13 protein-coding genes are annotated in these 15,420 nt (G+C 61.7%); 6 read left to right on the top strand and 7 right to left on the bottom strand.

Translation table 11 applies throughout. The features are described from left to right. Positions 1-28: 28 nt before the first annotated feature. From lysS to J2857_RS02110, 3 genes are all read right to left on the bottom strand, one after another. Positions 29-1,525: a lysine--tRNA ligase gene (gene lysS / locus J2857_RS02100; RefSeq protein ID WP_210008324.1), complete on the bottom strand. Its 1,497-nt coding sequence runs from the start codon at positions 1,523-1,525 to the stop codon at positions 29-31. Positions 1,526-1,753: 228 nt separating this feature from the next. Continuing rightward, positions 1,754-3,211, bottom strand: a complete 1,458-nt coding sequence (gltX, locus tag J2857_RS02105) for a glutamate--tRNA ligase (protein WP_210008325.1) — start codon at positions 3,209-3,211, stop codon at positions 1,754-1,756. Positions 3,212-3,326: 115 nt separating this feature from the next. Further along, positions 3,327-5,099: an SLC13 family permease gene (locus tag J2857_RS02110; protein WP_210008326.1), complete on the bottom strand. Its 1,773-nt coding sequence runs from the start codon at positions 5,097-5,099 to the stop codon at positions 3,327-3,329. A gap of 205 nt (positions 5,100-5,304) precedes the next feature. On the opposite strand from J2857_RS02110, the gene J2857_RS02115 reads away from it, so the two are divergent. Next, positions 5,305-5,847 carry a glutathione peroxidase gene (locus J2857_RS02115; RefSeq protein WP_210008327.1) on the top strand — a complete coding sequence of 181 codons (543 nt, stop codon included), beginning with the start codon at positions 5,305-5,307 and terminating at the stop codon, positions 5,845-5,847. A gap of 113 nt (positions 5,848-5,960) precedes the next feature. On the opposite strand, the gene J2857_RS02120 is transcribed toward J2857_RS02115, so the two are convergent. The 4 genes from J2857_RS02120 to J2857_RS02135 all read right to left on the bottom strand — a co-directional run bounded on the left by J2857_RS02120 (position 5,961) and on the right by J2857_RS02135 (position 8,267). After that, positions 5,961-6,323: a hypothetical protein gene (locus J2857_RS02120; RefSeq protein WP_210008328.1), complete on the bottom strand. Its 363-nt coding sequence runs from the start codon at positions 6,321-6,323 to the stop codon at positions 5,961-5,963. Beyond that, positions 6,320-6,607 (bottom strand): toxin-antitoxin system TumE family protein, encoded by a 288-nt coding sequence (locus J2857_RS02125; RefSeq protein ID WP_210008329.1) that lies wholly within the window; start codon positions 6,605-6,607, stop codon positions 6,320-6,322. Before J2857_RS02125 ends, J2857_RS02120 begins: the two co-directional genes overlap by 4 nt. 95 nt (positions 6,608-6,702) lie before the next feature. After that, complete coding sequence (locus tag J2857_RS02130; protein WP_210008330.1) at positions 6,703-7,467, bottom strand: TerC family protein; 765 nt, start codon at positions 7,465-7,467, stop codon at positions 6,703-6,705. A 98-nt stretch (positions 7,468-7,565) separates the two neighbouring features. Continuing rightward, positions 7,566-8,267, bottom strand: coding sequence for a TetR/AcrR family transcriptional regulator (locus J2857_RS02135; protein ID WP_210008331.1), 702 nt, complete (start codon positions 8,265-8,267; stop codon positions 7,566-7,568). Positions 8,268-8,400: 133 nt separating this feature from the next. Here J2857_RS02135 and J2857_RS02140 point away from each other — a divergent pair, with 133 nt between their 5' ends. From J2857_RS02140 to xylA, 5 genes are all read left to right on the top strand, one after another. Further along, a complete protein-coding gene (locus J2857_RS02140) occupies positions 8,401-9,615 on the top strand; it encodes an HlyD family secretion protein (protein ID WP_210008332.1) in 1,215 nt (404 codons plus the stop codon). 21 nt (positions 9,616-9,636) lie between these two features. Next, positions 9,637-11,229, top strand: coding sequence for a DHA2 family efflux MFS transporter permease subunit (locus J2857_RS02145; protein WP_210008333.1), 1,593 nt, complete (start codon positions 9,637-9,639; stop codon positions 11,227-11,229). A gap of 141 nt (positions 11,230-11,370) precedes the next feature. Continuing rightward, a complete protein-coding gene (locus tag J2857_RS02150) occupies positions 11,371-12,411 on the top strand; it encodes a LacI family DNA-binding transcriptional regulator (RefSeq protein WP_210008334.1) in 1,041 nt (346 codons plus the stop codon). Between the two features lie 25 nt (positions 12,412-12,436). Then, positions 12,437-13,891: a xylulokinase gene (gene xylB / locus J2857_RS02155; RefSeq protein ID WP_210008335.1), complete on the top strand. Its 1,455-nt coding sequence runs from the start codon at positions 12,437-12,439 to the stop codon at positions 13,889-13,891. A gap of 124 nt (positions 13,892-14,015) precedes the next feature. Continuing rightward, positions 14,016-15,326 carry a xylose isomerase gene (xylA, locus tag J2857_RS02160; protein WP_210008336.1) on the top strand — a complete coding sequence of 437 codons (1,311 nt, stop codon included), beginning with the start codon at positions 14,016-14,018 and terminating at the stop codon, positions 15,324-15,326. Positions 15,327-15,420: the final 94 nt, after the last annotated feature.

Consider the following 15,420-nt stretch of genomic DNA (forward strand, 5'->3'; position numbering starts at 1 on the left):
TGGCTGTGGTTCGCCCGCAAGATCGCGATCAATCCGCCTTGGCGCGCCGCGCCGGGAACAGAATCACATCGCGGATCGACGGCGAATCCGTCAGCAGCATCACCAGGCGATCGACGCCGATGCCCAAGCCGCCGGCGGGGGGCATGCCCTGGTCGATGGCATCCAGGAATTCGTCGTCGAGCTGCTTGTCCTTCTCGCCGCGGGCATGGGCCTGTTCGAGCTGTTCGACCATGCGCTTGCGCTGCTCTTCCGGGTCGTTGAGTTCGGAAAACGCGTTGCCCAGTTCCCAGGCGTTGCAATAGGTCTCGAAGCGTTCGACGAGGCGCGGTTCGCCCGGGACTTCCTTGGCGAAGGGCGAGATGTCCTTCGGGAAGTGGGTGACGTGGCTCGGTTGGATCAGGGTGCCCTCGACCTTTTCCTCGAAGATGAAGGCGAGGCATTCGCCCCAGGTCCAGTCCTTCTCGACCGCGAAGCCGGCAGCCTTGGCGGCGGTGCGGGCTTCCTCGTCGGTCTTCATGGCAAGGAAATCGATGCCGGTCGCTTCCTTGACGGCGTCGGGCATCGGCACACGCTTGAACGGGCCCTTGAAGGACAGTTCCTTGTCGCCGAACTTCACTTCGGTCGTGCCGTGGATGGTCATGGCGAGCGTCGAGAACAGGCGCTCGACGAGGTCCATGATGTCCTCGTAGTCGGCATAGGCCCAGTAGCACTCCATCATCGTGAATTCGGGATTGTGCCTTGTGGAGACGCCTTCGTTGCGGAAGTTGCGGTTGATCTCGAATACCTTGTCGGTGAGGCCGGAGACCAGCGTGCGCTTCAAGAACAGTTCCGGCGCGATGCGCAGGTACATGTCGAGCTTCAGCGTGTTGTGATGGGTCTTGAACGGCTCGGCGGTGGCGCCGCCATAGACGGAGTGCAGCATCGGCGTTTCGACTTCCATGAAGCCGTCGTTTTCCATGAAGCGGCGGATGCCCGAGACGATGCGGCTGCGCTGCTGGAAGCGGAGCTTCGACTCCTCGTTGGTCATGATGTCGAGATGGCGCTTGCGGTAACGCAACTCGACGTCCGACAGGCCGTGCCACTTCTCCGGCATGGGGAGCAGCGACTTGGTGAGCATTTTGATGTTCTGCGCGTTGATGGTCAGTTCGCCGCGCTTGGTGCGGCGCACGACGCCGGTGACGCCGATAATGTCGCCGATGTCGATCATCGGCAGCAGGTCGCGCGCTTCCTGCGGCGTGGTGTCCTTGTGGGAGAAGATCTGCACCTTGCCCGACGCATCATGGATATCCATGAACATGCCGGAATTGCGCGAGGAATAGACCCGGCCGGCGACGGTGACGATATCCTGCGTCTCGACGTCCGCTTCCAGGTTCTTGTATTTCTCGGCCAGTTCCGCATTGGTCATGGTGCGGTGGAAATGCGCCGGATAGACGTCGCCGATCTTTTCGCGAAGGATGGCGAGCTTCTGGGCACGCACTTGCGTGGCGTCGGAGGAGAGGGCGGTTTCGGTCGTGTTCTCGGTCATCGTGTTTCGCCTTTTTCGGGCTAGTGTCTTTAGTCTAATCGGGCGATCGTTTTGTTTGCACGCCACCCACCGAATTCGTCATCCTCGGGCTCGACCCGAGGATCCATTCTTTCTGGCGGTGCGCCGCTCTGCACTCCACCCTTTTGGGGGCGGCATGGATCCTCGGGTCAAGCCCGAGGATGACGGTGAGGAGGCGCCCGTCAACAGCCACGAGAGCGCAGCGTAAGCTTACTTCCCGTCGCCCACCATCGAGGCCACTACCGTCGCCGCGATCTTCAGCCGCTGCCTGACGACCGAACGACCGAGCAGTGCCATCGAATCGAACAGCGGCAGCGAACGCTGCGAACCGGACATGGCGACGAAGAGCGGTGGGGTGACGACGCGCAGTTTCTTGCCCAGCTTGTCGGCGATGGCACGCAGTTCGCCGTCGATCGACTCGACATTGAACTCGAGCATCTTCTCGAAATCGGCCTGAACGGTATTGATGATTTCCAGCGTCTCGGCCGGGCTGGTCTTCAGGCCCGCAAACGAGGCCGGCGTCAGGCCGACATCGCTCGACAGCAGGAAGCCGGCGAGGTTCGGCAGTTCGCCGAGCTTGGAAATGCGGCTCTGCGAATGTTTCAAGCCTTCGGTCAGGCGGCTGTTTTCCATCGCCCATTCGAGCACGCGGGAAACGAATTCATCTGGCGACAGTTTTTCGCGCAGCCAGCGGCCGTTCAGCCAGTCGAGCTTCTGGATGTCGAAGATCGCGCCGGCCTTCGAAAGGTTCTCCGGATCGAACTTTTCGGTCAGTTCGTCCATGGTCAGCATCTCTTCGCCTTCGGCGATCTGGATGAAGAACAGGCCCAGAAAGTTCATCAGCGCTTCCGGCAGGTAGCCGAGCGCGGAATAATAGGAAATCGAGGTCGGGTTCTTGCGCTTCGACAGTTTCGACTTGTCGGCGTTCCTCATCAGCGACAGGTGCATGAACACCGGCTGTTCCCACTCGAAATAGCGGTAGAGCAGGATGTGCTTGGGCACGGATGCCAGCCATTCCTCGCCGCGCGCCACGTGGGTGATCTTCATCAGGTGGTCGTCGATGACGTTGGCCATGTGATAGGTCGGCATGCCGTCGCCCTTGATCAGCACCTGCATGTCGACCGAATCCCACGGGATCGACACGTCGCCGTAGACGCCGTCGTGGAAGTCGCAGGAGCCCTCGGTCGGGATCTTCATGCGGATGACCGAGGTTTCGCCCGACGCCATTCGGGAGGTCACTTCTTCAGCGGTATAGCTCAGGCAGAGACCGTCGTATTTCGGCGGCTTGCCGGCGGCGCGCTGGCCTTCGCGCATCTGCTCCAGCCGCTCCGGCGTGCAGAAACAGCGGAAGGCATGGCCCTTGTCGAGCAGCTGCTGGGCATAGGGCTGGTACATGTCCTTGCGGTCGGACTGGCGATAGGGACCGTAGGGCCCGCCGACATCCGGGCCTTCCGCCCAGGTCAGGCCCGTCCAGCGCAGCGCGTCCAGCACCTTCTGCTCAAATTCCAGCGTCGAACGCGTCGCATCGGTATCCTCGATGCGCAGGATGAATTCGCCGCCATGTTTCTTGGCGAAGAGGTAATTGAAGAGCGCGATATAGGCGGTGCCGACATGCGGCTCGCCGGTCGGCGAGGGGGCGATGCGGACGCGGGGCTTCGTGGCGATCATGAAGAATGCTCTATCTGTGGCGCGCGATTGGGCGCCAAGCCTGTTTTTGAAATGCGGATTGGCGCAGGCTTAGGCCATATTCAGCCGCGAGCGTCAAGGTTTTTGGCCTTGAACCCTACCTTACCGGCCAGACATAGAGCAGCGCCGGCACGCTGACGAGGATGATCAGGAAAGAAAGCGGCAGGCCGAGGCGCGGATAGTCGGAGAACTTGTAGCCGCCGGGGCCGAAGACCAGTGTGTTGCATTGGTGGCCGACCGGTGTGAGGAAATCGCAGCCGGCGCCGATCGCTACCGCCATCAGGAACGCCTCCGGCCGAAAACCGAGACTGGTGGCGAAGCTCGCGGCGATCGGACCCATGACGAGCACCGTCGCGGCATTGTTGAGGAACGGCGTCACCGCCATGGCGGTGACAAGGATCAGCCCCAGTGCCCCCCAGGCCGGAAGCGTTGCGGCCACCTGGCCGAGCCAGCCTGCGATAAGCTCGCTGCCACCGGTCGTCCTCAGCGAATCCGAGACGGGGATCAGCGCCGCAAGCATGACGAGGATCGGCCCGTCGACCGATTTATAGAAATCGTTGAGCGGGATCGCCCGGAAGACGACCATGCCAAGGGCGGCCGTGAAGAAGGCGACAGGAACCGGAGCGATGCCGACGGCGGTCGCGGCCATAGCCAGCGCCAGGATGACCAACGGAATGAAGGCGCGACGCTGCGTCCCAAGCAGGATTTCCCGCTGCGCCAGTGGCAGCAGAGAAAAGTCCTGCAGCACCGCGGGCAGGTTCTTGCGGCTGCCTTGGAGCACCAGCACGTCGCCGGCCATTAGCGTCAGTTCGCCCAGCCGCTGTTTCAGCCGCTCGCCGCGCCGGCTGATCGCCAGAAGATTGATGCCGCGCGTATAGGAGAGCGCCAGTTCCTTGGCGGACAGGCCCTTGAGCGGCGATTCCTGGGTGATGATCGCCTCGACCGAGATCACGTCCGCCTGTGCCTGGCCGTTTTCCCTCAGCGGCTTGCCGGAGAGTTTCAGCTTGCCGCCGGAGACGATCCTATCCAGCGCGACCGACGGGCCTTCGAGGAGAACGGCATCGCCTTCGCGCAAGACGAGATCCGGGAAGGGTGACATGCGGGCCGTTCCGCGCAACACGGCGGTGGCAAGCACCTCTCCGTCGCCGAGCTTCAGGAGATCGCCGATCGATTTTTCGAGGAGCGTGGAATCGGACGTTACGGAGACCTCGGACGTGTAGTTCCTGATCTCCACCGCCTCTTCGATCGAGCTGTTCTCCCGGGTACGGCTCGGCACCAGCCAATGGAAGAACAGCAGGAAGGTGATGCCGACGACGGTGAGGACCGCCCCCATCGGTGTGAAGTCGAACATCGTGAACGAGGTGCCTGTCAGCTCCTGGCGCAGCCGCGAGACGACAATATTGGGCGAGGTGCCGATCTGGGTCATCAGTCCGCCGAGCAGGGCCGCAAACGCCATCGGCATCAGGTATTTCGACGGCGAAACGCCGGATTTCCTGGCGAACTGGAAAGCAACCGGCATCATGATCGCCAGCGCCCCGATGTTCTTGATGAAGGCGGAAAGCACCGCCACGACGATCATCAACAGCGCCAGCTGGGCGTTCAGTGTGTTGAGGTTCGGAAAGAACTTCTTGATGGCGATATCGACGATGCCCGACCGCGCCACGCCGGCGCTGACCACCAGCGCGCTGCCGACGATGATGACGATATCGTCCGAAAAGCCGGAGAACGCCCTATCGACCGGCACGACGCCGAGTGCGACGGCCAGCACCAGCGCGCAGCAGGCGACCAGGTCGTAGCGAAACCGGTCCCAGATGAAGACCACCATCATGATGGCGATGACGGAAAACGCGAGGATCTGCTGAGTGGTCATGCCGTCCTTGATGTCGAGAGGACCGGCGGAAGGATCACCGCCGGCAGGAGGTAACGTGCGCTGCCGTGCCGCCCGTCAATGCGGGGATCGGTCCAAAGTTCCGGCGCGCCGAGGGCGGGGGGACGCCTGTCCACTGGACAATGAAGGCCGCTTCGCTAGGGTGTCGCGGCAGAACGACCGAATTGTTTTGAATGGAGATTTGTCGATGACTGATGTTTTGAACGTGCCGGTGAAGCTGGCCGACGGCCGCGAGACCACGCTTTCCGAATACAAGGGCAAGGTGATGCTGGTCGTCAACGTCGCGTCGAAATGCGGCCTGACCAAGCAGTATGAAGGCCTCGAAAAGCTCTACGAGGACAAGCACGAGAACGGTTTCGTAATCACCGCCTTCCCGGCCAACAACTTCAAGGGCCAGGAGCCCGGCACGGACGCCGAGATCGTCGAGTTCTGCCAGCTCACCTATGACGTCAAGTTCCCGATCTTCTCGAAGATCTCCGTCAAGGGCGACGACCAGCACCCGCTCTACCAGGGCTTGACGGGCTCCGGCGTGCCGACCACCGGCGACGGCCCGATGAAGGAAAAGCTGCGCGGCTTCGGCATGGAGATCGAGGACGGCGAGATCGTCTGGAATTTCGAAAAATTCCTGATCGGCCGGGATGGTGAGATCAAGGCCCGGTTTGCGCCCGATGTCACCGCCGAAGATAGCCGGCTGGTGGAGGCGATCGACAGGGAGCTGGCGAAGAACTGAGGGACTCTCGTATAGCCGAGGCCCCAATCCCGCCGATAGATTGTAGCGACGAATACGAAGGTACGTGAAATCGCCGGACGCCACGAAACAACCGGCGGTAATCCAACTTTCGACTATGCCACTTCGGTGATCGCCATTTCCGCCGTAATGCGGTCCCACGGTACGGTGATGCGGCCGTCTTCGTCTTTTTCGATTAGGCCGGCTTCAATCAACGCGATGACGTCCGCATGCACCCCGCGATAATCCCGCTTGAGGGAATGGGCGATCTGGCGGATCGAGGAGGCGCCAGCCGCCTTCAGGGAACGCAGAAGTCGCCATCGATTGGCGGTCAGCACCTTCAGGAGAAGATCCATACTCTCGAAGGCGATCTCCCCTTCTTGGGTACTCAAATCCCCCGCGTCGATCCGTGCTGCAGCGCTCGCGGCATTTTCGAAAAATGCGCCCATATTCGAAACATGGATTCGAACTTCGCTCATGCCTTCAACTCCCGGCGGACATCGTCCTCGAAATCCCTAATCATGCGCTCGAGGCTCACGAAACGATAATGTTCCTCGGGATGGCGATAGTGGCGATGATCGCCTTTGCCAGCCTCGTTGTCGTAACCGATGATCCTCTCCCCTGGGTTTCCGAAGAAAAACGAGTACTTCAACCCATGTGGACGTTCCGGATTGCGATCGGAAAGTTGCCAGACCTTCATCTGGATGATCTTTCCATCATCCAGATGAAATTTCCGATCCATGATCAAGGTCGCTCGCGCCATATGATGATCTATATAGCATATGCTATGGATGGCATCAACGAGGGCTGGCTCGATCTATACCGCAAATGGGAGACAACGGATAAGATTCGCTTGGGTCAATGCAGCGTCGTGCCGCCCGCCTTCTTCTTGCGAGCGTTTCTCGCCACCATGTTGAGCACCTCGACGCCGGCAGAGAAGGCCATGGCGGCGTAGATATAGCCCTTGGGTACATGCACGCCAAAACCTTCGACGATCAGAGTGCCGCCGATCATCAGCAGGAAGGCGAGCGCCAGCATGACGATGGTCGGGTTTTTCTCGATGAAGTTTGCAAGCGGGGTGGCGGCGATCAGCATCACGGTGACGGCGGCGATGACGGCGACCACCATGATCGGCAGGTGCGGGGTCATGCCGACGGCGGTGATGATGCTGTCGATCGAAAAGACGAGGTCGAGCAGCAGAATCTGGCCGATGGCAGACGCAAAGCTCATCTTGAGCACGTCCTTGCCGGCGCCGACCAGGTCTTCCCTGTGGTCGTCGACATCGACGGAATGGTGGATTTCCTTGGTCGCCTTCCAGACCAGGAAAAGGCCGCCGGCGATGAGGATCAGGTCCTTCCAGGAGAAGCCGTGGCCGAAGGCCTCGAAGATCGGGTTGGTGAGCTGGACGATCCAGGCGACGGTGCCGAGCAGGGCGAGACGCATGACGAGAGCCAGGCCGATGCCGATCTTGCGGGCGCGCTCACGGCTTTCGGGCGGCAGCTTGTTGGTGAGGATGGAGATGAAGATGAGGTTGTCGATGCCGAGCACGACTTCCATGACGACGAGAGTGACGAGCGCCACCCAGGCGGCCGGATCCTGAACCAGCATGACGATATTCTGCATCAACATTCCCTTTTTTCAATCGCAAGGCGTAATTGCCTGACCGATTTAAGGATTGATGAGCGGAAGACAAGAGGAGGTTGCGCTACAACCTCCTGAAATCAGGCATGTTCTTTCGTTTTTGCGGTCACGGAATTGTCATGGACGCCATAGGCTGCCATGAACACCCGGATCGCTCCCGTCACCACGTGGTCGATCTCCCGGAACGGCGGTACGTCGTCGAGATCGCCGAAAAGGCGGAGTTTGAAGAACGTGCCGCTTACCATGTCGATGAATTGACGGGCTGCGAGATCCGTATCTTCCACCTTGAGATTGCCGAGCGCGACGTGACGCCTGATGAAATCGTCAAGGACGGTGCGGACGTTCTGGGACGGCGAATTGAAAAAATGCCGACAGAGGCTCGGCAGGCGATCGACGACGCCGATCACGGTACGCATCGCCTCGATCACCTGCGATGCTGTGATATGCGTCGCAAAACCCATGCCGAAGCGGTAGAGGCCGTCCTCGACCTCCTCGCTGCCTGCAAGGATATCGCGCATGCGCAGCGTGATCCGCTCGCGCTCACGAGCGACAATCGCGCCGAAGAGATCTTCCTTGTTCTGGAAGTAAACGTAGATCGTCCCCTTCGAGACACCTGCCTCGCGGGTGATGTCGTTCATGCTTGCAGCGTCGAAGCCGAGCTTCATGAAGACGCTTTTCGCCCCGTCGATAATCTGCTCCCGTTTCGCCGGGTCCTCGCCCGCTGCGAAACGTCCGGCGGGAACCGGATCGGATCTTTCCAGTTTCCTTGTCTGCCTGGCCATTTCGATGCCCTTTTTTAATCTTTTCGAACCGAGCGGTTCGATTGCTCTTGATATGTGTCATCGATGGGTCTATGTCAAGGTCGCTGAACCGATCGGTTCGATGGAATAAGACGCTCCCAACGGTAGATAGAAAATGACGTCCTCTCAGAATTCCGGCGCATTGCGCGCTGTGACGACGGAAAATGTTGGCCCTCTCGAGGCCGAAGCCCGAAAAGGCTCGCCGGCTGCGGAACAGCCGGCCGCTGCCGAGGCGATTGCGGCTCCGGCTGCCGCCAAGGCGCCTGAAAAGAAGAAACGCCGCGGTCTGCTTTTGCCTATCATCGCGCTTGCCCTCCTCGGTGGCGCCGGCTGGTATGGTTACAACTGGTGGATCGACGGTCGGTTCCTGGTTTCCACCGACGATGCATATATCGAGGGCAATATCGCGGTGATCTCGCCGAAAGTCTCCGGTTACGTCGCAAAGGTCAACGTTGTCGAGAACCAGGCCGTCAAGGCCGGCGAGCCGCTCGTCACCCTCGACGACGGCGATTATCAGCTTGCCCTTCGCAAGGCGCAGACCGCCATCGAATCCGCCAATCTCGCTGTCTCCCGCATCGACGCGCAGATCGTCGGCGGCGAAGCGGCGGTGAAGCAGGCGCAGGCCCAGCAGGGCGCTCTCGAAGCCGCCGTTCGCGGCGCCGAGATCACCCAGAAGCGCGCCACGAGCCTGCAGGCAAGTGCGGTCGGCACCGCCGCCGCGCTCGACAATGCAGAGATCGCGCTCGAACAGGCTCGCGCCAACCTCGTCGCCGGCCAAGCGGCGGTCGCGTCGGCCCAGGCCAATATCGGTCTCCTGCGTGCCCAGCGCGACGAGGCGGTCAATACGATCCATACCCAGGAGCTCGCCCGGGACCAGGCCCAGCGCGATTTGAACTTCACGGTCCTGAAGGCGCCTTATGACGGCGTCATCGGCAACCTCTCCGTCCAGACGGGCGATCTCGTCTCGATCGGCAAGCGGCTCGCGTCCCTGGTGCCGCTGACCGAGCTCTATATCGAGGCGAATTTCAAGGAAACCCAGCTCGGCAACATGCAGCCGGGTTCCAAGGTCCGCGTGCATGTGGATGCCTATGAGGATCACAACATCACAGGCACGGTCGTGTCGATCGCGCCGGCCTCGGGTGCCGTCTTCTCGATGCTGCCGCCGGAAAATGCGACCGGCAACTTCACCAAGGTCGTGCAGCGCGTTCCGGTTCGCATCGCGATCCCGAAGGAAGACCTCGAACGCCAGCACCTTCGCGCCGGCTTGAGCGTCGTCGTCGACGTCGATACCCGGACCGCACCCGGCAACAGCGCCGTCGCTGCCAAGTAAAGAGAACCAAGGAGAGCGGCCATGGCAGGAGTAACGGCCACGGCGGGTCCATCCCCTATGGCGATGCCGGCCGACCAGCCGATGGACAGACGCAAGCTCATCGCCTTCTTCGCGATGGTCTTCGGCATGTTCATGTCGATCCTCGACATCCAGATCGTCTCGGCCTCGCTCGCGGAAATCCAGGCCGGCCTGTCGGCCGGCTCGGACGAGATCGCCTGGGTGCAGACCTCCTACCTGATCGCCGAAGTGATCATGATCCCGCTGTCGGGCACGCTTGCCCGCATCATGTCGACGCGCATCCTGTTCTCCATGTGCGCGGCCGGCTTCACGATAGCCAGCATCCTGTGTGCCACTGCCACGAACATTGACGAGATGATCGTCTATCGCGCCATCCAGGGCTTCATCGGCGGCGGCATGATCCCTTCGGTCTTCGCGGCGGCTTTCACCATCTTCCCGCCGTCGAAACGCAGCATCGTGTCGCCGATCATTGGTCTCGTCGCGACGCTCGCCCCGACGATCGGTCCGACCGTCGGCGGTTACCTTTCCAATTCCTTCTCCTGGCACTGGCTGTTTCTGGTCAATGTCATCCCCGGCATCATCGTGACTGCCGTCACCTTCACGCTGATCGACTTCGACAAGCCACAGCTGCAGCTCATGAAGAAGTTCGACTGGTGGGGGCTCGCCTCCATGGCCGTCTTCCTGGGCGCGCTGGAATACGTGCTTGAAGAGGGCAACAACAAGGACTGGTTCAGCGACGACAAGATCGTCATCGGCACCGTCTTCATCGTCATCGGCGCCGTGGTGTTCTTCTGGCGTGCCTTCAAGGTCGAGTTCCCGATCGTTGATCTCAGGGCGTTCGGCAACGCCAATTTCGCCTTCGGCTCACTGTTCTCCTTCATCATGGGCGTCGGGCTCTACGGGCTCACCTATCTCTATCCGCTCTATCTCGGTCGCATCCGCCACTACGATTCGCTGATGATCGGGGAGACGATGTTCGTTTCAGGCATCGCCATGTTCGTCTCGGCGCCGATCGTCGGGCGGCTGTCGAACATCGTCGACCTGCGCATTCTGATGGCGATCGGTTTCGGCTCGTTTGCGATCGGCACTTACCTGATGACGGGGCTCACCGCCGACTGGGATTTCTACGAGTTGCTGTTGCCGCAGATCCTGCGCGGGTTCGGGATGATGATGTGCATGGTGCCGATCAGTAATATAGCGCTCGGCACGCTTGCGCCGCAACGTATCCAGGGCGCGTCGGGTCTTTTCAACCTGACCCGCAACCTTGGCGGCGCGGTCGGCCTCGCCGTCATCAACACGGCGCTGACCCAGCGTTCCGACGAGCACTACGCCCGGCTTTCCGAACACGTCAACTACGGCAATCCGGCTGCGATGAACTGGCTCGACAGCGTCGGCGCCAACTACAATTCCTTTGGCCTCGACGGCAGCGCCGTCGCGCTTCAGAAGATCTCGGGCATCATCACCCAGCAGGCGACGCTGCTTTCCTTCATGGATGTCTTCTTCATCCTGACGGGGCTGTTCGGCAGCCTGATCTTCTTCGTCTTCCTGATCGCCAAGCCGGCCCGCCCCGCAGGGGCCGGTGGCGGCGGGCATTGATCGCAGCATTCCACCGCCGGGAAGGGGGCCGTCATGCAAGTGGCGGCCTTTTTCTTTTGGGGGCGGCTTTTTGAAACACGTACCTCAAATTCTGATTTACGTACCTCAGAATTTCCGCTAACACGGTCGGCGGAGGAGTTCATGAAGCCCACAGTCCACGACATTGCGAAGATCGCCGGCGTCAGCCTCGCGACCGTCGACCGGGTCCTCAACGGCCGGCCGGGCGTGCGTTCCGTCACCCGCGGCAAGGTCGAGGACGCGATCACTTCGCTCGGCTACGTGCGCGATCTCGCCGCAGCCAACCTTGCCAAAAGCCGGACCTATTCCTTCGTCTTCATTCTGCCGGCCAACGACAACTCCTTCATGATCGGCTTGCATGAGGAAGTGCGTGGCGCGGTCGCCCGCTCGAGCGCCGAACGCACCGATATCCGCATCGTCGACGTGCCGCCCTTCGATCCGGGCGCGCTGGTTGCGGCACTTGAAGCCGTGCTTGCCGAGAAGCCGGCCGGTGTCGCCTTCGTCGCCATCGATGCGCCGGAAGTCCGAGCCGTCGCCCGCCGCCTCACGGAGGCCGGCGTCCCGATGGTAACGCTCGTGTCGGATCTGCCGGATTCCTCCCGCGACCATTATGCGGGCATCGACAATATCGCCGCCGGCCGCACCGCCGGCAGCCTGATGGGACGATTCCTCAGCGGCCCTCTCCTCGGCGAACGAGGGGCAACCGTCGCGGTACTTGCCGGCTCCATGCTGGTGCGCGACCATCGCGAGCGGCTTGAAGGTTTTTCGACCGTCATCGCACACGCCTATCCGAACGTCCATATCCTGCCCGTGCTCGAAGGCCGTGACGATCCGGGGCTCTCCGAGACGATGGTCGCGGAGGCGCTGCGCCGCAATGCGGACATCGCCGGCATCTACAGTCTCGGTGCCGGCAACCGAGGCCTCATCCGCGCGCTGCAGAAGGCGCACGGACCCCGCCGGCCGCTCGTCATCGCTCATGAACTGACCGCCTCGACCCGCGCCGCACTTGCCGACGGCGTCATCGACGCGGTTCTGAACCAGGATGCGGGCCACGAAGTGAGAAGCGCGATCCGCGTGCTGAAAGCCAAGGCAGACGGCCTGCCGGTGCTCGCCGCCCAGGAACGCATCCGCATCGACATATTCTTGAAAGACAATCTGCCCTGAAGGGCGGAGCATTAGGAGAAACACCATGTATCTCGGTCTCGATCTCGGCACTTCGGGCGTCAAGGCGATGCTGATCGACGGCGATCAGACGATCGTCGGTTCGGCGAGCGGCTCGCTCGACGTCTCGCGTCCGCATTCCGGCTGGTCTGAACAGGATCCCGCCCACTGGATCCGCGCTACCGAAGAAGCGGTCACCGGTCTCAAGGCAAAATTTCCGAAGGAACTCGCGGCGGTGAAGGGCATCGGCCTTTCCGGCCAGATGCATGGCGCGACGCTGCTGGACAGCGAAGACAAGGTGCTGCGGCCCTGCATTCTCTGGAACGACACACGTTCCCATCAGGAAGCGGCCGCCCTTGATGCGAACCCGATCTTCCGCAAGCTCACCGGCAATATCGTCTTCCCCGGCTTCACCGCGCCGAAGCTCGTCTGGGTCGCGAAAAACGAGCCTGACATCTTCGCGAAGGTCGCCAAGGTGCTGCTGCCGAAGGATTACCTGCGTCTCTGGCTGACCGGCGAGCACATCTCCGAAATGTCGGATTCGGCCGGCACGTCCTGGCTCGATACCGGCGCCCGCAAGTGGTCGTCGGAACTGCTTTCGGCCACGGGCCTTGCCGAAAGCCAGATGCCGTCGCTGGTCGAAGGCACCGAACAGGCCGGCAAGCTGCGTGGCGAGCTTTCCTACAAGTGGGGCATGGGCGAGGGCGTCGTGATCGCCGGCGGGGCAGGGGACAATGCGGCGTCCGCCTGCGGCATGGGCACGGTCGCCCCGGGCAATGCCTTCGTTTCGCTCGGCACGTCCGGCGTGCTTTTCGCCGCCAACGCCTCGTATCTGCCGAAGCCGGAAAGTGCCGTGCATGCCTTCTGCCATGCGCTGCCGAAGACCTGGCACCAGATGGGCGTCATCCTGTCGGCGACCGACGCGCTCAACTGGTATTCGCAGATTGCCGGCAAGACGGCCGCCGAACTCACCGGCGAACTCGGCGACACGCTGAAGACGCCCTCCGGCGTCACCTTCCTGCCTTACCTTTCCGGCGAGCGCACGCCGCATAACGACGCGGCCATCCGAGGCGCCTTCATCGGTCTGGAACATGAAAGCAGCCGGTCGGTACTGACCCAGGCGGTGCTCGAAGGTGTCACCTTTGCCATCCGCGACAATCTCGAAGCACTGAAATCCGCCGGCACCTCGATTTCCCGCGTCACCGCGATCGGCGGCGGCTCCCGCTCCCGCTACTGGCTGCAATCGATCGCCACGTCTCTTGGCGTGCCGGTGGATATTCCGGCCGACGGCGATTTCGGAGCCGCCTTCGGAGCCGCGCGCCTCGGCCTCATCGCAGCCACCGGCGCCGACCCGCTTTCCGTCTGCTCGGCCCCGAAAACCGACGAGACCATCGAGCCTGTCGCGGCTCTTTCGGAAGCATACGACACCGCATACGCCCGCTACCGGGCGCTCTATCCGGCGATCAGATCGCTGGCGCATTGAGTATGAGGCGCCCCCTCATCCGCCGCGACCATCTTCTCCCCTCGGGGAGAAGATGGTCCGAAGGGTCGGATAAGGGGGCGACCCATCCGCCAAACAACAATTCGAACCCAAGGAGAAACACCCCATGAGCACAGGCTTTTTCGGAGACATCCAGAAAATCAAATACGAAGGCCCGGACAGCACCAATCCGCTGGCCTTCCGCCACTACAATCCGGACGAGATCGTCGCCGGCAAGCGCATGGAGGATCACCTCCGCTTCGCCGTCGCCTATTGGCACACGTTCACTTGGCCAGGCGGTGACCCCTTCGGGGGCCAGACGTTCCAGCGCCCCTGGTTCTCGGATACGATGGAAGCGGCGAAGATGAAGGCCGATGTCGCCTTCGAATTCTTCTCGTTGCTCGGTTCGCCGTTCTACTGCTTCCACGATGCCGACGTGCGCCCGGAAGGTAATAATTTCGCCGAGAACACGAAAAACCTCAACGAGATCGTCGACTATTTCGAGAAGAAGCAGGCGGAGACCGGCACCAAGCTGCTTTGGGGTACGGCAAACCTGTTCTCGAACCGCCGCTACATGTCGGGCGCTGCGACCAATCCGGATCCGGACGTTTTTGCGTTTGCCGCCGCGACCGTCAAAACCTGCCTCGACGCCACCAAGCGCCTCGGCGGTGCCAACTACGTTCTGTGGGGCGGCCGCGAAGGTTACGAGACGCTGCTCAACACCGACCTGTCGCGTGAACTCGACCAGATGGGCCGCTTCCTCAACCTCGTGGTCGAATACAAGTACAAGATCGGCTTCGAAGGCACGATCCTGATCGAGCCGAAGCCGCAGGAGCCGACCAAGCACCAGTACGATTACGACGTCTCCACCGTCTATGCCTTCCTGCAGAAGAACGGGCTGGAGAAGGAAGTGAAAGTCAATATCGAGCAGGGTCATGCGATCCTCGCCGGCCATTCCTTCGAGCACGAAATCGCCATGGCCAACGCCTTCGGCATTTTCGGTTCGATCGACATGAACCGCAACGACATGCAGTCCGGCTGGGATACCGACCAGTTCCCCAACAATGTGCCGGAAATGGCGCTCGCCTACTATCATGTCCTGGCCGGCGGCGGCTTCCAGAACGGCGGCACCAATTTCGACGCCAAGCTGCGCCGCCAGTCGCTCGATCCTGAAGACCTGCTGATCGGCCATATCGGCGGCATGGACTGCTGCGCCCGCGGCATCAAGGCGGCGGCGAAGATGCTGGACGACGGTGCGTTGAAGGCTCCGCTCGACGCCCGCTACGAGAAGTGGGACAGCCCGGAGTACCAGAAGATGCTGCGCGGCGAGTACAAGCTCGACGACATCGCTTCCTGGGTCGAGAAGCAGAACATCAACCCGGAACCGAAGTCCGGCCGCCAGGAATATCTGGAAAACGTCGTCAATCGCTACGTTTGATGTTGGAGGCGGGTGAGGCTCAGCCTCGCCCGCCCGCAAGCTGCGGGTGGTTCTCGCCTTCAGATGATGTTGGGACGGTCGGAGTGGTGCGCGT

It is taken from the genome of Neorhizobium galegae (assembly GCF_017877055.1).
Lineage (GTDB): Bacteria > Pseudomonadota > Alphaproteobacteria > Rhizobiales > Rhizobiaceae > Neorhizobium > Neorhizobium galegae_D.